Source organism: Paenibacillus sp. J31TS4 (assembly GCF_018403265.1).
Taxonomy (GTDB): domain Bacteria; phylum Bacillota; class Bacilli; order Paenibacillales; family NBRC-103111; genus J31TS4.
In genome coordinates this window covers 79,752-97,812 of sequence record NZ_BOSI01000007.1, presented here as the reverse complement: position 1 = coordinate 97,812, position 18,061 = coordinate 79,752, and the positions used below count along the sequence as shown (strand labels likewise).

Below are 18,061 nucleotides of genomic sequence, written 5' to 3'. Positions count from 1 at the left end.
CTACTCGCCGGCAGCCCGGGAAATCCCGGGTACCGGAACCCGGCGGACGATGTCCTGAAGCACGGCTTCCGTCTGCGCCCCGCCGAAGCGGACTTCCGCCGCAGGGCGTATGCGATGGGCCCATACTTTGTCCAGCATCGCCTTCACATCGTCCGGCACGACATACCGCCGCCCGTCCGCGAACGCCTGTCCCTGCGCAGCCAGCAGCAGGGCGAGCGTCGCCCGCGGGCTAGCGCCAAGCGAGAACGCCGGATGCCGCCGCGTCTCCTCGGCGAGGCGCACGATATACCGTTTCACGGAATCGTCCGCATGCACGCGCCTCACCTCGCGCTGCAGCAGCAGAAGCTCCTCTCTGAGCAGGACAGGGCGCAGCAAGTCTCCGGCGCGGCTATCCGCGTGACGGCCGAGCATCTCCACCTCGCGCTCCGGGCTCGGGTAGCCGAGCCGGATGCGCAGGAGGAACCGGTCGAGCAGCGCTTCGGGAAGGCGGTAGGTTCCTTCGCAATCGGCCGGATTTTGGGTGGCGAGCAGCAGGAAGGGAGCCGGCAGCCGGTGAGACGTTCCGTCGACCGTCACTTGCCCCTCCTCCATCGCTTCAAGCAGCGCCGCCTGCACCTTGGCCGGCGTCCGGTTCAGCTCGTCGGCCAGCACCACGGAAGCGAACAGCGGCCCTTCCCGGAACGCGAACGTGCCGTTCGAGCTGTCGAAGACCGATACGCCGGTCACGTCGGACGGGAGCAAATCGGGGGTGAACTGAATGCGCCGAAAGGAGCAGTCGAGCGTCCGGGCAAGCGCCCGCACGAGCGTCGTCTTGCCGACGCCCGGCAAATCCTCCAGCAGCAGATGGCCCCCGCACAGCAGTCCGACGACCGCCGCCTCCACCGCTTCCCGTTTGCCGACGACCGCTTTCTCCACACTTGCTAGTATCCGTTCGATCAGCACCTCCGGCTCCTCGTACAGCCGGCGGCTGTCCTGGCGATATGTCATGAATGGACCCCTCCTAGATTCATATGAATCTAGCATTTCCATTCCTTGGTCCTTTTACACCGTATAGCCGGCGGACTTGGCCGGAGAACCCGACGCCGTGGGCCAGATCGGCAGCAAGCGCCCCTCCCACGGAGCGGCCCCTTCCTCCAGATCGACCCGGTAGCCGTCCGGGGACAGTGAATAGCCGGCCACTTGCCAGCCCAATGCTTCGGTCATCATCCGAAGCCCCGCGTACACCTTGCCGTCCTTCCACTTGACGTCCGCCAGCCGATAGACTTTGGCCGGCTGGCCGTCTATCCGCACCTCCAGCGTATGGGTACCGGGATCTACGATGACGACCCGGTTCCCGAGACGCACCTCTGCCGCGCGGTGATCCTTCTGCCAGCTTAAAGAGGCCCCCAAACGGGCGGCCAGCTGCTCGAGCGGGACGGCGAAGCGTCCCTGTTCGAATTCGTAGGAAGCGGCCGGCAGCTCCCAGACGGCGTCTCCTGTCCGGACGACGAGAGGGACCCCCGCTTTGATCGGGGGCGGGCCGTTCTCCGCACCGAGAGCCTCCGGCCGTCCCTTCTGCGTCTCCGGCTGTCCAGCTGGGGCGGGAGAGTAGCCGGCGCCTGTAACCGGGACGATCAGCCCGCCCGGCCGTTCGCCGGCCGGACGCACGTAGCCCTCGCCTTCCGCGCCTGCCGGGACGGCGGGCGGCGCCCCGTCCGCTCCCAGTCTCTCCTGCCGGTATGCCTGTGCTGCTGCCAATCGGGCGGCGAATTGTTCCGTGCGGTCGGCCGGCCGGTCCCATTTGACGGAGCCGAGTCGGAATCGAACGGGCTGCGGGCTCTCGTCCAGTGTCCCGAAGGTGTAGCCATGCTCCTTGTAATAGGCGATAATGGCGGGCAGCGCCCGGACCGTCTCGTCGTGGCCGGTTCCGTCGTGCATCAGCACCGTCACCTCCCGGGAGAGCGGCGATTCTTTGACTTTGCGGAGAATCTCCGAGGCCGGAACCCCTCTGCGGGAAGCATCTCCGCTGTCTACGTTCCAATCCGCGATCCGGTACCCCGCCTGCTCAACATAATAGAAATAGAACGCGTCGAAGTTCGTGAACGTGCCTCCTGGAGCCCGAAACAGTGCCGGATACTGCCCCGTCGCCTCCAGCAGTACCCGGTCGGTCCTGCGCAGCTGCTCCCACAGTCCGTCAAAGCTTTCGTACAGCTCCTTGTATACATGATTATAAGAATGGCTTCCCAGCGCGTGCCCTTCCTCCACAATCCGGCGCACCATCTCGGGGTCCTTCTCCGCCAGCTCGCCCAGGACGAAGAACGTCGCAGGAACCCCCTCCCGCTCCAGAATGTCCAGCACCTTGGGTGTCAGGCGGCTCGGTCCGTCGTCGAAGGTCAGGTAAACCGTCGGCCCGTCCGGAACGACTGCCGCTGCCGCCGCCGATTCTATCTCCACTCGCTTGCCCGCCAGCAGCTTCTCATAGACTTGCTTCTCCTCGTCTCCCAGGGTGTACCCCTTCTCCGCCAGCGCCGGGACCGTCCCAAGTGACCCCCAAGCCACCGCCAGCGCCGCAGCGGATGTCCAGAGCCTCCGGCCAATCTGCTTCCATCGTTCCTTGATCATGGGTGCGTCCCCTCCGCTTGTTCTAGCATCCGGTCTCCGTATGAGAGACAGTGTGCTAGAGTATATGGGAAGGACGAGCCGAATATGTCTCCCGTTAGGGGGCGAGAGGGCACCCTGACCAAGAGGGCGAGCCCGGAGCACGCACTTGGCAGACATCCTCAGCCCCGACGCGTGGAGATACCCCTCTCCCGGGAGAGCCGATCGACTCGTTGGCAGCGTAGAGCCACGCCCGAGGAACCAAAGGAATTTTGCAAAGAACGCCCTGGACTTTACGATGAAAATAACCAAAAGCCATAGAACGCGCATCACGCAAAAGAGCGGGAAGCCCGCGCTCCAGCGCCGCTTCCCGCCCTTTCGTTTTCCCTGCCTTCTACGCTTTCCAGCGCCGCTTTACAGCCTGCTCGCTTTCCTTTCCCACTTCTACCGCCTGTCTTCCCGCTTCCTTCCCCTCTTTTAACGCCTGTCTTTCCGCTATCCTTTTCCTCTTCCTACAGCCTGGCCTATCGCCTCGTATGCCCGCTTCCCTTTCCTGCTTCCCTATCCCCTGCCTATCTGCTTTCCGAAGCTCGGTTCGCCGCCGTCTTCCGGATGCAGCGCCTCAGCAGCGTCTCCCGGCCCAATCCACATCCAGATCTGGTCCATCACTTTGATCAGATTGGACCGGCCGTCTCCGTCCTTCGGCTGATCGCTGAAGTAGAATGGGTGTCCGCCGAGAATAGGCACGTCCACCGCCCGGGCGAACCGGCGCAGGAACGGCCACCCCGACCAAGTGACCCAATCGCCGATCCGCCCCGCCTGCCGGAGATGGAACACTCGGCTCCGCCAAGAACGGCGGACGGGCCGGTAAGGCGAGCCTACCTGTACGACCCACGGCAGCGGGTACCCGTCGTCGGCCAGCAGAAGAGCCGCATTGTAAGCCGCCACACCGCCTCCGCTGTGGCCGATCAGCACGAGGTCGGCCCCCTCCTCCCGGGGACAACTCTCCGCAACTGCCCGGTGCACCGCCTGGCCGCCGCGCGTTCGGTCATAACGCTTGTAAAGGTCCTTGCCGACCTCCCAAACCTGCTTATACAGATAAGAACGCGCCTTTTCCTTGGGGACCTCATCCATCGTGCCGTACGGATACAGATCGGCCGTGCTTACCCGCTCGATGCCGGCCGTCCGGTAACGGGCACACAGATCCTCCATCGCCCGTCCGAACATGTTGCCGGCTTGCCAGGTGCCGATGCCCGCGACGAAAAAGACATGGATGGGACGGCGCCCCGCCCCCGTCCTTTCCCTCGGCCCAGCTTCCGTCCACAGCAGCCGATCCGCCTGGTCTCTCAGGGGAGCGGGGGATTCCGGTATCCATCCTCCGTCCACAGGCTCCCCCGGCGTTCCGATTTGCGATTCCGTATTCACCCGGCATCCCCCCTTCTTGTCCAGCCCGCCCGTGAAGTCCAACGGGTGCCGCATCCTTCTGTTAGTATCTACCCGATTTCGCTCGTCCGAATCGGGCAACCTTTTCCTCTCCTACCATTATAATGCCTTCCGTCGGCGGTTGAAAAACCGGATCTTCCGTACCCAGACCAGCCCTCGCTTAGGAGCGAGCGACGCGGTACGGCCGAAGGAAAGACCTAGGAAAAGATCAAGGAAAGGGCCGAAGAAAAGCACGTCCACGGCAAAGACATATAGCGAAAAGAATGAGAGCCCATTCGCGTGGAGACGTTATAACGGACGAATGAGGGCAGCCTTCCTATCCCCCACAAACCCATAGTTCTTCTTGGTCATCGCGGACGTTTCTGCTATAATGGAACAAGACGTTAATAATTAACTAGTCTAAACAAACGAGGGGGGAGTCGGGGGAATCATCGGCTTTCCTCTTTTTTTGCAGAAGAAAGCCGTGTAGCAGGCGTCATTGAATCAATTGGGGGGAACGTATGGAAACAACGATTGAAAAGCAACATGCCAAGATGTCCATTGCCAAGCTGCTGCAGCGCGTCTTTTTTCTCTTGCTGGGTTCCGCCATCGTCTCGGTCGGCCTGGAGATCTTCTTGGTGCCGAACAACATCATCGACGGCGGCATCACCGGCATCTCCATCATGCTGTCTCATATCCTCAACATCAAGCTGGGGATTTTCCTGACCATTCTGAACGTGCCGTTCCTGTTCCTAGGCTACAAGCAGATCGGTAAAACGTTCGCTCTGTCCACACTGCTCGGCGTTCTCGCCATGTCCATCGGCACGACCCTGCTACATCCTGTCGAACCGATCACCATCGATCCGCTTCTCGCGGCCGTTTTCGGCGGCGTACTGCTCGGGATCGGCATCGGCATCGTCATCCGCTTTGGCGGCTCGCTGGATGGCACCGAGATCGTCGCCATTCTTCTGAGCAAGAAATCTCCATTCTCCGTCGGCCAGGTCGTCATGTTCATCAACATCTTCATCCTCGGCAGCGCCGGCTTCATCTTCGGCTGGGACCATGCCATGTATTCTCTGATCGCTTACTTCCTTGCCTTCAAGGTTATGGACATTACGATCGAGGGACTGGACCAATCTAAGTCCGTATGGATCATCAGCGACAAGCACGAGGAGATCGGCCAGGCGCTGACCTACCGGCTCGGCCGCGGCGTCACGTACCTGAACGGCGAAGGCGTCTATTCCGGCGATACCAAGAAGGTCATCTTCATCGTTATCACGCGTCTTGAGGAGGCCAAGCTCAAGTCCATCGTCGAAGAATGGGACGAGAATGCATTCCTCGCTATCGGCAACATTCACGATGTGAAGGGCGGCCGCTTCAAGAAAAAGGATATTCACTGATTTCGGGAGGTCCGGCACCAAAGAGGGCTCGGCTCCTCGATCCGCCGGAAAAAAGACCGGACAAGACGGCTGCCCGCCTTGCCCGGTCTTTTTCGTATGCTTCAGACCGACTCCCGATCCTCGAACGCCTTCACGGCCTCTAGTGCGGACTCGACATGTCCCTTGACAGACACCTTGCGCCATTCCTGGAGCAGCCGTCCGTCCTTGCCGATCAGGAAGGTCGAACGCTCGATGCCCATATATTCCCTGCCAAAGGTTTTTTTTAGCTTCCAGACGCCGTACTGCTCGCATACCGCGTGATCTTCATCGGCCAGAAGCAGGAACGGCAGGCCGTATTTGTCAGCGAATTTCTGATGGCGCTTCACCGGATCGGTGCTGATACCGAGGATGACGGCGTTCAGCCGTTCAAATTCGGCGTGCCGGTCGCGGAAGTCGCACGCTTCTGTCGTACAGGTCGGCGTCATATCTTTAGGATAAAAGAAGAGCACGACATACCGGCCCGCAAAATCGTGGAGCCGGACCGGCTTGCCCTCCTGGGAGGGAAGAGCAAAGGCGGGGGCGGGAAGCCCCGGTTGAACCGTCATCTTGGGTGTCCTCCTTCCCGCTGGCCGGAGGTGATTCATCGTCTCCGGTTCGCGGTAAATTTTGTATAAATCCGGGCCGTACGGCCCGGGCTGCACCGGGTCTTTGGAACCGGATGAAAGGGCGTACGACAAGCGCGCTCAGCGTGCCGCTCTTCCCGTCCCCCCGCCGGATTGTTCTCTGCTGGCAAATTGTCGCAACGTTCGTCAGGTTGCGGGAATTCCTTTCGTCCTACTATAATATAGGCATGTTTTTCGGGAGAAAATGCGACAAGCATGTCGAATGCCGCCGAGGCGGCAGCCCGGACAACCCCGGCTGTCTGTCTCTTCCGGAAGCGGCCGCACTATGATTCCGGCCCCGATTGCACATGCTACTCATCATACACCAATCCGCGAAGCCGAGGAAAGCCGCCGGCCAACAGAAAGGAAGTCCGCCGATGCGCAAAACGTTAAAATGGACCGCCATTGTGCTGGGAATCGCCCTGATCGGGACGATAGGGTTCTTCGCCTACAGCTTCGTCGATTTCGCCAATGGCATCCATACCGATTCCAAAGATTCCAAGTTCTTCGCGAATGTGCCGAGCGCGTCGCCGACTGCCCCGCCCAAATGGGAGGGCAAGGAGCAGGTGAACATCCTGCTTATGGGAGGGGATTCCCGCGAATCGAACAATCACGAGCCGCCCCGCTCCGATACGATGATGCTCGCTTCCATCGATCCGGTGACGAAGAAGGCTTACCTTTTCTCCATCCTTCGGGACTCTTACGTAAAAATTCCCGGCCACGGCAGTGACCGAATCAACGCCGCGCTAGCGTATGGGGGCCCCTCGCTCACGATGCAGACGGTGAGCGAGATGACCGGCCTTCCGATCCAATATTACGTCTATACCGATTTCGAAGGCTTCGTTGCCCTCGTCAACGCGGTCGGCGGGGTCGAGATCGACGTGGAGAAAGACATGAAATACACCGACAAATGGGACGGTCCCGAATTCGATATCGACTTGAAGAAGGGCCTGCAGACGCTCGACGGCAAGACGGCGCTCCAATACGTCCGCTTCCGTCACGACAAGCTGGGCGACTTCACCCGCACGGAGCGGCAGCGCAAATTCATGACCGCGCTGGCGCAGAAGATGCAGCGCACGACGTCGCTTGTCCGGCTCCCTTCGATTCTCAACAAGGTAGAGCCGTACATCGAGACGAACATGCCGATGACCGACATGCTGAAGCTCGGTTCGCTCGCTTATGATGCGAAGACGGAGGGGCTCGTCACCGAGCAGATCCCGCCCGCACCGCTCGTCCAGGAGAAGAGGATCGGAGGAGCCGACGTGATCGGCTTCAACCAGAAGCAGCTGCAGACCTATCTCAAGGAGCTGCTGGCCGGCGGAACGCCCGGCTCGCCCAATCCGTCTGGGTCCTCTGGCAGCTCGACCGGCATCAAGAACCCGACTCCGTCCCCAAGACGGTAACGGACTGTCCCGGCCTGAGGCCGAGGCAGCCCGCCAGACGACACGCCCCTCGCGTTCATGTGCACCATGTTGCCCATACGCGAGGGGCGATTCGTTTGCAGCAGCCGGCAGAGGAACTGCCGGCCTACATACCAGCCGGACGTCCGCAGGAACGGCCGGACTTAAGAGAGAGAAAGGAAGATTGGCATGAACCGAGAACGCTCCGAAGCCCTGTACCAGCAGGCACTCGACCATATCGTCGGGGGGGTCAACAGCCCCTCCCGTTCCTTCAAAGCCGTAGGAGGAGGCGCCCCCGTCTTCATGAAGCGAGGCAAGGGCGCCTACTTCTGGGATGAGGACGGCAACCGGTATATCGACTATCTCGCCGCTTACGGGCCCATCATCACCGGACACGCTCATCCGCATGTTACCGAGGCGATCTGCCGCGCGGCCGAGAACGGCACCCTGTACGGCACGCCGACGGAAGGCGAGGTCGTCTTTGCGCGGATGCTGAAGGAGGCCATCCCCTCACTCGACAAGGTCCGCTTCGTCAACTCCGGCACCGAAGCGGTCATGTCGACGATCCGCGTCGCTCGCGCCTATACCGGCCGGACGAAGATCATCAAGTTCGCCGGCTGCTACCACGGCCATTCGGACCTCGTTCTCGTCGCGGCGGGCTCCGGCCCCTCCACGCTCGGAACGCCGGACAGCGCCGGCGTCCCTTCCTCCATCGCCCAGGAGGTCATTACCGTGCCGTTCAACGATCTGTCCGCCCTTGAGGAAGCGCTGAATCGCTGGGGCAGCGAGACGGCGGCCGTCATGGTCGAGCCGATCGTAGGCAACTTCGGCATGGTGATGCCGAAGCCCGGCTTCCTCGAGGGGCTGTGCTCGCTTGCCAGGCAGCACGGCGCGCTCGTGATCTATGACGAGGTCATCACCGGCTTCCGCTTCCATTACGGCTCCACCCAGACGTATGCCGGCCTGGTTCCGGATGCCGCCAGCAGAGCCGCCATCGAGCCCGATTTGACGGCGCTCGGCAAGATCATCGGCGGCGGCCTGCCGATCGGGGCTTACGGCGGGCGCAAGGAGATTATGCAGCAGGTCGCGCCGCTCGGTCCCGCCTACCAGGCGGGCACGATGGCCGGCAACCCCGCGTCCATCGCGGCGGGCATCGCCTGCCTGGAGGTTCTGCGGGAACCGGGCGTCTACGAACAGCTGAGCCGGCTCGGCGCCCGGCTTGCGGACGGCATCGCCGCCGAAGCCGCCGCGGCCGGCGTTCCGCTCACCGTCAACCGGATCGGCGGAGCGTTCTCGACCCACTTCTGTTCGCACCCGGTGACAAACTACGAAGAGGCCCAGGATACGGACGGCGAGCAATTCGCCCGCTTTTTCCGCCTCATGCTGGAGCAGGGAATCTGCCTCGCTCCGTCCAAGTACGAGGCCTGGTTCCTGACCGTAAGCCATACCGAAGAGGATATTGAGCAGACCATTCGCGCCGCTGGCCAGGCATTCCGGGCCATGCAGGCCGGCGTTTCCTCCTAAACCCCCATCTGCCCCCTTGGAGGGAGGAGAATAGAGAAATTCCGAACATTAAACCCATGAACAAACCGAAGCCGCCCGTCCCCGACGGGCGGTTTTTGCTTGCCTCGAATCCTGTCGAACTCGGATCGCTCGCCAGATGACACAGGCCCCTTTCTCAAACCACTCCTTTTTTCTCTATTATCCATAAAAAATGCATAGATTTTAAAAAAGATAGCGCTTCCATGTCAGGTTTCCTTACTTAGAGGGGATTGTCGGGGCAAAAATTTCGTGGTATTCTGTATTTACTTTTTATTTTCAGACAATTCCCCCAACTCATGTTTCCACTTTGCAGCGCAGAGCCCCAAAGTCTTACTCCCCATAAGACTACATGGCGTCCCCCTTCCTTTCCACTCGATAAAAAAGGGCTGCTATGCAAATTAATGTATTTTTATACACTTGAAAGCAGGAGGTGAAGGTCAGGTTATCTGACCGGCACATATGAATGATGTCATGAGAAACGAAGGCCGCTTTCGCCAATTACTGGAGACAGAGCACGACAGCTGTGGAATTGTTTGCGTGATCGAAAAGGACGGAAACCCGTCCCGCGATAATATTCAAAAGACGATTGATGCTTTGGTTATGATGGAGCATCGTTCGGGTTTTATAAATGGGGAAGGGGATGGCTGCGGCATTCTGACCGACATCCCCCGCGCTTTGTGGCAGCACCGCTTGAAGGAAGCCGGCCTAAATGGATTGCTTGCTTACGACGTCCGTTTCTCGGTCGCCCACATCTTCGTCCCGCGTAATCTTGAGGTCGGCGTTGACCAAATCCAGGCGGGCATCCGCGAGCTGTTCGCCTCGCATGGCGTGTCCATCCTGATCGAGAAGGAGAATGAAGTCGACAGCTCCGTACTCGGACCGAACGGCCGCAACGACGAGCCGACGTTCTGGCAGATCGCCGCCCTGTGCGAGCAGCCCGGCGTACAGGCCGCCGACCATCTGTACGAGCTGCATATCGCCATTGAATCCGCCTACAAGGTTCACGTGGCAACGCTCAGCAATGTCACGGCCGCCTACAAGGTAATGGGCTCCGCCAGCATCCTCCCGCAATACTTCAACGATACCCGCCATCCGCTCTTCGAGGCCCAGGTGACAATCGGCCACAACCGGTATTCCACCAACACGCTCTCCAGCTTTTTCCGGGTTCAGCCCTTCTCCCTGCTCGGCCATAACGGTGAGATCAATACGATCAAGAAGCTGCGCTACGAGGCGGGGATGATCGGCGTTCCGCTCGTCGACGGCGGCTCCGACTCGCAGGATATGAACCGGGCGATCGAGACGTTCATCCATCGGCACGGGCTCAGCCTGTTCGAAGCGATGGAGCTGATTTTTCCGCCGATTATTAATGAGATGAAAAAATACCGCCCCGAGCTTCAGGACATGTACGTCTACTTTCGCCAAATCTGGGGGCATTACGCCCAGGGTCCGGCCGGCATCGTCTCCCGTTACGGGAACGAGTGCATCTTCAGCGTCGATGCGCTCGGCCTTCGCCCGGTATGGATGGTCGAGACCGAGGCGTCCCTGTACTTCTCCTCGGAGCAAGGCGTCGTCACGGTCGGCGAGATGGTCGCCGAGCCGAAGCCGATCGCTCCCGGCGAGAAGGTCGGCGTCGTCCTGACGCCCGGCGAGCACGTGCAGGTGCTCTCCCATCCGGAAGTCCAGCAGCTCGCCTATGAGCGGGTTAGCAAGCGCCTCTCCTTTGCGGACATGCGCCGGCATCTCGAGTTCCCCGCGGAGGGACCGCAAACCGGGCTCCAGCCAGTCGTACAGGCAGCGGACAATATGTACAGCGCCTTCGGCTGGGATCGCGAAGGCATCCAGATGATCGAGAGCATGGCGGATACCGGCGCCGAGCCGATCCGCTCGCTCGGTCACGACGGCCCGCACGCCGCCCTCCACTGGGAGCGGCAGAACATCCCGGATTTCATCAAAGAGAGCGTGGCGGTCGTGACGAACCCGGCGATCGACCGCGACCGGGAGATGGAGCACTTCTCTACTCGCGTCGTCATCGGCCCCCGTCCTTCCTTCTACGGCGACGTGGACGGGAAGCTGCGGCTGGAGCTCGCCTCCCCGCTCGTCCTCGAAGGACTGAACGGTGTAGGCAGTGACGCCGAGCTGAGCCAGCTGTCCTATGAGCAGCTGCTCACCCTGTTCGCAGCCGAAGGCAAGGAAGCGGTGGCGGTGCTCTCGCTTACCTTTGCCCGCGGCACCTCGCTCGAGGACGGGCTGAAGACGCTCGCCGCCCAAGCGGTCGAGGCGGTTCGCGGCGGCGCCGCGCTCGTCGTCCTCGACGATGCGGACGCCCACACGAACGACCGGCTGTGGATGGACCCGCATCTGGCGGTTTCGTCCGTCGATATCGCCCTTCGCGCGGAGAAGCTAGGCCAGGGCGACAATCTCCGCAGACACGCGTCCATCGTGCTGCGCTCGGCGGCGGTCCGCAGCCTGCACGACATCGTCGTCGCCTGCGGCCTCGGCGCCGATGTCATCTCGCCGTACCTCCTGTTCGCCACCGCCTCGGGCAAAAACGGGGCGCCGGCGGCACGCAAAGTATACGGCGCGCTGACCAAGGGCATCGAGAAGGTCATCTCGACGATCGGGACGCACGAGCTGCGGGGCTATACGCGGTTCTTCTCCTCCATCGGCCTCAAGCCGGAGCTGGCGGACGTGCTGGACATCGTGAACTATCTCGGCTCGGACGAAGCGGGAACCGGCTTCACCGAGCTCGAGGAGGATGCCGCGAAGCGGTATGACGACTTCGCGAACGCCAAGGCCAAGGCGGGCCGCAACTTCCACTTCTTCCAGCGGATGTGGAAGGCGCTCGTCGAGGCGGCGTCCGGTACGGCGCCGTACAGCGACTACCGCGATAAGCTGCAGGAAGAGGAGCAGCGCAACCCGGTCTCGATCCGCCACGTCGCCTCGTTCGATTACGCCAAGTCGCACGAGACCCGTAAGCCGCTGGATCCGTCGCAGGTGGATATCTCCGTCGGCGGCCACAGCCTGCCGATGCTCATCTCGTCCATGTCGTTCGGCTCCCAGAACGAGACCGCGTTTCGCGCTTACGCCGAAGCCGGCGAGCGCCTGAACATGGTCACGATGAACGGAGAAGGCGGCGAGATTAAGGATATGCTCGGCAAATACCCGAGAACTCGCGGCGCGCAGGTCGCTTCGGGCCGGTTTGGCATCAACGTCGAGCTGGCGAATGCGGTCGCATTCCTCGAGATCAAGATCGGCCAGGGCGCCAAGCCGGGCGAAGGCGGCCACCTGCCGGGCACCAAGGTGACGGCCAAAATCGCCGCCGCCCGGAACGCGACCATCGGCTCCGACCTGATCTCGCCGTCCAACAACCACGACATCTACTCGATCGAGGACCTGGCGCAGATCATTACCGAGCTCAAGGAAGCGAGCGGCCGCAAGGCGAAGATCATCGTCAAAGTGCCGGTTGTGCCCGGCATCGGCACGATCGCCGTCGGCGTCGCCAAGGCCGGCGCGGACGTCATCACGCTCTCCGGGTTCGACGGAGGGACCGGCGCCGCGCGGATCCACTCGATCACGCACGTCGGCCTGCCGACGGAGATCGGCACCAAGCTAGCCCACGTGGCGCTGATCGAGGCCGGCCTTCGCCACAAGGTGGAGATCTGGTCCGACGGTGGGCTCAAATCGGGCGCGGATGTCGTGAAGATGATGCTGCTCGGCGCCAACCGGTGCGGCTTCGGCAGCATCGCGATGCAGGCGATCGGCTGTACCGCCTGCCGGGGCTGCCATCTTGACACCTGCCATGTCGGGATCGCCACGCAGATCGACTCGATGGAGGAGGCCGAAGAAAAGGGACTTCGCCGGTTCGTGCCCCGCGAATTCGACCTCGCCGTCGACGGCCTGATCCGCCTGTTCGGCGCGATGGGCGAAGAAATCCGCGAGATTGTCGCCCATCTCGGCTTCAAGAGCGCGCAGGAGCTGGTTGGACGTTCCGATCTGCTCAAGCAGACGGCCGCTCTTGAGCGGATGGACCTGTCCGATCTGCTCCGCCCGGCTCCGCTGCAGTTCGTGACCGAGCGCGAGGCGGAGAAGGAAGTCGCCGCGGCGACCCTCCTCTCCTCCGATATTCGGATGGCGGCGGGAGCGGAAGCGCAGGACTACTTCCCGGATTCCCTCTCGTTCGCCGCGCCGGTGGAGCGCAGCTGGTCCCGGGTCTCCGCCGAAACGCGGATTCTCGGCAGCCGGTATTCGAGCCACCGCGTACGCGGCCGGTTCGACGGCAGCTACAGCAGCCTGCCGCCCGTCTCGCTCCGGCTTAACGAAGGGTCGGTGCCCGGCAACGGCCTCGGCGCCTTCAACGCCAGCGGCGTCAATATCGTCGTACAGGGCGGTGCCGAGGACGGCGTCGGTAAGATGTCGAACGGCGGCAAGATCGCCATTCTGAAATCGCCGGGCAAAAACGGCACCCTGCTCGACGGGTCCGTCGGCAAATCGTTCGGCTACGGCGCTCAGAACGGCCTGTTCCTGATCCAGGGCAGCGCGGATACCCGGGCCTGCATCCGCTTCTCGGGCGCGGACGTCGTCTTCGGCGGCGAGATTACCGCTCCGCTGCAGGATGAGCTCGGCGGCATCGCCGCCCGTGCGAATCTCAAAGGGTTTGCATTCGAGTATATGACGAACGGGCGGGCCGTCGTGCTGGGAGACCCGGGACCGTGGATCTGTGCCGGCATGACGGGCGGTGTCATCTACCAGCGCCTCGTACCGGAGTTCGGCCTCGACCGCGCCGCGATCGAGCGCCGGATTGCCAAAGGCGCCAAGGTGAAGATCGAAGCCGTCGGCGGCCCGCAAAGCGTCCGCGATCTGACCTACCTGCTCGGCGCCTACCGCGACGAGCTGGCCGCCTCCGGGCAAGCCGAAGAAGCGGCCAAGATCGAGCGCCTGCTCGCCGATCTGCCCGCCCACTTCGTCCGCATCGCGCCAGAGGGCCTGCAGGCGGACCAATCGGTAGCGACCGAGTAACACCTAACAACCATTGATGCGTACCTGTTGGATCTTGTGGAAGGGATGGCAATAGGATCATATACGCTAAACGCCCCCTCCGGGCAGCTGCCGGCCAAACGATGAAGGTTTGGCCGACGGCCCCTGATGGGGGCGTTTCTTTATGCATGGCAAGGAGCCGCTTCCGGTTCTACTCGCCGACGGGCATGCGGGGATCGGCAGGCTATTGGTCTGCCTTCCACCCATCCCGAAAAAAAACTCTCGCTTGACGAACAAAGTATGGTTACAGGCGGGATAATATGGTAAAATTACAGAACAAACGTTCTCGATTCATTCGGATGATCGATCTTAGAACGACCGGCTCCCGCGGATTTCTGAAGTATCCGCCGGTCGATTCCGCACGGAAGGAAGGTACTCCTTTACGATGACGGACAAATATGCCGAAATCGACGCGGTTGTCTCTTACATCCATGACCATCTCTACGATCCGCTGCCGCTTGCCCGCCTGGCTGAATACGCAGCCTATAGTCCTTATCACTTCACCCGTATCTTCAAGGAACGCATCGGACTCTCTCCCCAATACTACATATCTTCCCTTCGTCTGCAGAGGGCGAAGGATTTGCTGCTGCGCACCGACATGACCATCCGCGACATCGGACTCGAGGTCGGCCAGCAAAGCCTCGGGACGTTCACCACCCGGTTCACCGAACGTGTGGGCATGACGCCCTCGCACTTTCGGCATTCCGCTTCGCTCGCGGACAGCCATTTCCGCTCTCTACAGCGGCTCTCGGACTGGCGGGAGTCGCCAGGCTATTTCCTCTCCCGCCTCGCGAGAGTCGAAGGCACGGTACGCGCGGACGTGCCGTTCGACGGCTTCGTGCTGATCGGATTGTTCCCAAAGCCGATCCCCGAGGGCTTCCCCTTGTACGGAACGCTGCTCTCTTCGCTCGGCTCATTTTGCTTCGCGGACGTGCAGCCGGGCACCTACTATCTGATGGCCACCTCCGTATCTTGGAGCATGAACGTGTACGACATGCTGCTGCCTCATACGACGCTGAGGACCCGGTCCCATGACCCGATCGTGGTCGCTCCGAATCGCCCCGTGCCGCCGCAGGAGGTAACGCTCTATCCGCCGCGTCTGGACGATCCGCCCATTCTGATCTCGCTGCCTCTCCTGATGCGCAACTTCCTGCAGCGGGTTCAGAGGCGAGAGGTACGCTGACTCCGGGAATTTGGAACCTATCTGGCTGACTGGCTGGAGAGGCATAGGAACGGACACATACATAATGAACGAATACCCCCGGGAACAGGCTGCCTCCTCTTCCGGGGGTATTCATTCTCGCCGGGCCGTTACCCGAGCAGGCAGGAGGAGACGAACGCCTCCGTCCCTCCTGCCTGTCCTGCCGGGCAGCCGGCCACGCCTTCTCGGCCCTCTATGAACCGGTTCCGATCCAACCGCACCGAGTCCCGCGGGGAACCTTGCCGCGACCCTCTTTAGTTGCCCGGTCCTGCGGTCGTAATCATCCACTGAACGCCGAATTTGTCATCCAGCTGTCCGAACATCGCTCCCCAAAATTCCTTCTGGAGCGGATGCTTCACGGTGCCGCCGTCTGCCAGCTTGTCGAAGGCGTCCTGCGCTTCGGCTTCGGACTCGAATTCGAGACATTGCTGAACGGCGTTGCCCTGAATGACCGGTCCGTTCATCATGTCGGACATCAGGAAGGTTACGCCCGCGGCAACAAGACTAAGATGAATCACTTTGTCCTTGGTCTCCTCCGTTGCGTTCGGCAGCTCCCCGAGCCTCTTGATGGACGTGATCTCGCCTCCGAGCGCGCGTGTATAGAAGCCCGCCTGAGCCTCAGCGTCCTCCGAGAATAAATATGCAAAGTGTTTAGCCATTGTTCAACATCCTTTCGGCGATTGGATTGGGATTGCTTTCTGGTAGCCTTATTTTACTAGAGCGCGGTTGATGATATTTCTTCCCGATTGCGGTCTTGGGAATGGAACAGCTTAGCGGATTCATGGAATAGGATGCAACAATAGGAAGTTGCTTTCGTTGGAACGCATCTATTCAAATCCAATCTCCATACAAGGTTCCCATTTGTAAATATTTACTACAATCCTATACCTTTGCTAATAAAAAAAGGCTAGGTTAAACATTATTGTTGTTCAGTCCCTACGCTAATCAAAAAGGGATTGGTGCATTGCTGATTAATAGGTTCATCGGAACCAAAAAATAAGAGGAGGCTAATGAATATGAACGAATGGGTGAATGGAGCAGTTCAATTGCAGAAGGCCGACATTTCCGACTCCAAATTTAATCAGGTCGATGCTAAAAGGCTCACGTTTCAAGAGGTAGACTTGGCTGGAACACAAATCAACTGTGCAAATTTGGAAGGAGTTACTCTAACCGATGTGAATTTGACGGGGGCCAAAATATCAATTGCAAACATGAGCGATATTGTTTTCGAAAAAGCTCAAATGACCGGTGCGCAGTTTCGCGACATTGACTGGCCGATAGAAGGAATTGATGCCAACTATAGTCCTGAAGAAAATTACAGACCGGTGGTATTTGACTCGTGCATTTTACGAAATACACAGTTTACGAAATGTGATTTATCCAATGTAGTCATCAATGACTGCAATGTTACGGGACTAGTCATAAACGGAATTGAGATTGATAAATTACTGAGTAAGGAAAAGGAGGAATAAGGTATTCCGCTATCCGGGAACATTTGTCTAATGTGAAACTCCACAATTAGTTAGAATTGTTTCAAAATTTGTTAGACGGTTTGTTTCATAATTCGTTAGAAAATGGAGTTTATACATTTAATTGTATATATACAAAACGTGGTCAGGCTGTTAGTATGCTTGACCACGTTTTAAATAACCAGGCACTTGAGCAAAATTTAGTCATATATATAAGATATCCATTCAAACCTGTTGAGGAGGGTATCATGCAAATAATGTTACCGAGTGAAGAAAATTTCGGTAAGATTGAAGCGGTTTTTTTATTTGACGGGGCCATGCCTACAGGCGTTACTGTTTCAGAAACCGGGCGTATTTTCATTTGCTTCCCGAAATGGGGAGACGACGTTATATTTACGGTGGCTGAAATCGTTCAGGATACCTTGCAGCCATATCCTAGTATAAATGCTAATCTGGTAAGCCCATCGAACATCACAATGTCCTTCATTAGTGTCCAAAGTGTCGTTGCTGATGGAAAGGGAACTCTTTGGGTACTAGATACAGCAGCTCCTAATTTCTCAGAACCCATTAAAGGGGGAGCGAAATTAGTGGCTGTGGATTTAAACACAAATACGATAAGAAGAGTATATAGATTTACGGAAGATGTTGTCTTGCCAACCACTTATCTGAATGATGTTCGATTTGATTTTCGTGTTGGTAAAGCAGGTTATGCTTATATAACCGATTCGTCTTCCCGAGGTCCAGGAGCAATTATTGTGGTTGATTTAGAAACGGGTAATGCCTTCAGACGATTAAATGGGGCAAATTCAACTTCGCCGGATCCCTATTTTTTACCGAAAGTTGAAGGTAGAATCTTGATGAATCGAAACAAAGATGGATCTACTTCACCTTTTAGATTGGCCTCTGATGGTATTGCAATTTCACCGGACGGCAAGATTTTGTTTTTTTGTCCTCTCACCAGTCGTCATCTGTACTCGATTTCAACGGCAGCCCTAAGAGACCGAACGATATCGGATATGAATTTACAGTATCTCGTGAAGTATTGGGGAGAAAAAGGTGCGTCAGATGGAATGATCACCGGGACAAAAGGAAACCTTTACGCCGGAGACTACGAAAACAATAGCATTCGAAAGATATTACCGAATGGCATCATGGAAACGATTGCACATGATCCGAGAATATTATGGCCGGATACTTTTTCCATTGGTCCAGATCAATGCTTATATTTTATCGTGAACCAATTACATCGGCAGGCTAGGTTTCATCATGGAAAAGACCTGCGCCAGAAGCCCTATTCTTTACTCCGTATGAGAATAGACGAATCACCTGCACCTACCTTCGTATAATTGGTTTCCTGAGACAGCATTTAGGGGCG

General features: G+C 59.1%; 12 protein-coding genes. 7 read left to right on the top strand and 5 right to left on the bottom strand.

Annotated features, from left to right (window positions below; all coding sequences use genetic code 11):
• From KJS47_RS21525 to KJS47_RS21515, 3 genes are all read right to left on the bottom strand, one after another.
• Window positions 1-987 carry an AAA family ATPase gene (locus KJS47_RS21525; protein WP_213527599.1) on the bottom strand — a complete coding sequence of 329 codons (987 nt, stop codon included), beginning with the start codon at window positions 985-987 and terminating at the stop codon, window positions 1-3.
• Between the two features lie 54 nt (window positions 988-1,041).
• Window positions 1,042-2,601, bottom strand: coding sequence for a polysaccharide deacetylase family protein (locus tag KJS47_RS21520; protein ID WP_213527597.1), 1,560 nt, complete (start codon window positions 2,599-2,601; stop codon window positions 1,042-1,044).
• A 537-nt stretch (window positions 2,602-3,138) separates the two neighbouring features.
• The gene (locus KJS47_RS21515; RefSeq protein ID WP_213527595.1) at window positions 3,139-4,002 is read right to left on the bottom strand and encodes a hypothetical protein; all 864 of its coding nucleotides are present in this window, start codon (window positions 4,000-4,002) and stop codon (window positions 3,139-3,141) included.
• 518 nt (window positions 4,003-4,520) lie between these two features.
• Here KJS47_RS21515 and KJS47_RS21510 point away from each other — a divergent pair.
• Window positions 4,521-5,399: a YitT family protein gene (locus KJS47_RS21510; RefSeq protein WP_213527593.1), complete on the top strand. Its 879-nt coding sequence runs from the start codon at window positions 4,521-4,523 to the stop codon at window positions 5,397-5,399.
• A 101-nt stretch (window positions 5,400-5,500) separates the two neighbouring features.
• On the opposite strand, the gene bcp is transcribed toward KJS47_RS21510, so the two are convergent.
• Window positions 5,501-5,983 (bottom strand): thioredoxin-dependent thiol peroxidase, encoded by a 483-nt coding sequence (bcp, locus tag KJS47_RS21505; protein ID WP_213527591.1) that lies wholly within the window; start codon window positions 5,981-5,983, stop codon window positions 5,501-5,503.
• A 434-nt stretch (window positions 5,984-6,417) separates the two neighbouring features.
• On the opposite strand from bcp, the gene KJS47_RS21500 reads away from it, so the two are divergent.
• The 4 genes from KJS47_RS21500 to KJS47_RS21485 all read left to right on the top strand — a co-directional run bounded on the left by KJS47_RS21500 (window position 6,418) and on the right by KJS47_RS21485 (window position 15,199).
• Entirely contained in the window at window positions 6,418-7,443 is a 1,026-nt protein-coding gene (locus KJS47_RS21500) for an LCP family protein (protein WP_213527589.1), read from the top strand.
• Window positions 7,444-7,629: 186 nt separating this feature from the next.
• Window positions 7,630-8,964 (top strand): glutamate-1-semialdehyde 2,1-aminomutase, encoded by a 1,335-nt coding sequence (locus KJS47_RS21495; RefSeq protein WP_213527587.1) that lies wholly within the window; start codon window positions 7,630-7,632, stop codon window positions 8,962-8,964.
• Window positions 8,965-9,453: 489 nt separating this feature from the next.
• On the top strand, window positions 9,454-13,998 hold the full coding sequence (locus KJS47_RS21490; protein ID WP_213527585.1) for a glutamate synthase-related protein: 4,545 nt from the start codon (window positions 9,454-9,456) through the stop codon (window positions 13,996-13,998).
• A 403-nt stretch (window positions 13,999-14,401) separates the two neighbouring features.
• The gene (locus KJS47_RS21485; RefSeq protein ID WP_213527583.1) at window positions 14,402-15,199 is read left to right on the top strand and encodes a helix-turn-helix transcriptional regulator; all 798 of its coding nucleotides are present in this window, start codon (window positions 14,402-14,404) and stop codon (window positions 15,197-15,199) included.
• A 272-nt stretch (window positions 15,200-15,471) separates the two neighbouring features.
• Here the strand turns inward: KJS47_RS21485 and KJS47_RS21480 are convergent, their stop codons facing one another.
• A complete protein-coding gene (locus KJS47_RS21480; protein WP_213527581.1) occupies window positions 15,472-15,876 on the bottom strand; it encodes a VOC family protein in 405 nt (134 codons plus the stop codon).
• Window positions 15,877-16,233: 357 nt separating this feature from the next.
• Between KJS47_RS21480 and KJS47_RS21475 the strand changes: the two genes are divergently transcribed.
• Window positions 16,234-16,689, top strand: a complete 456-nt coding sequence (locus KJS47_RS21475) for a pentapeptide repeat-containing protein (protein WP_213527579.1) — start codon at window positions 16,234-16,236, stop codon at window positions 16,687-16,689.
• A gap of 245 nt (window positions 16,690-16,934) precedes the next feature.
• Complete coding sequence (locus KJS47_RS21470; protein WP_213527578.1) at window positions 16,935-18,032, top strand: L-dopachrome tautomerase-related protein; 1,098 nt, start codon at window positions 16,935-16,937, stop codon at window positions 18,030-18,032.
• The last annotated feature ends 29 nt before the right edge of the window (window positions 18,033-18,061 follow it).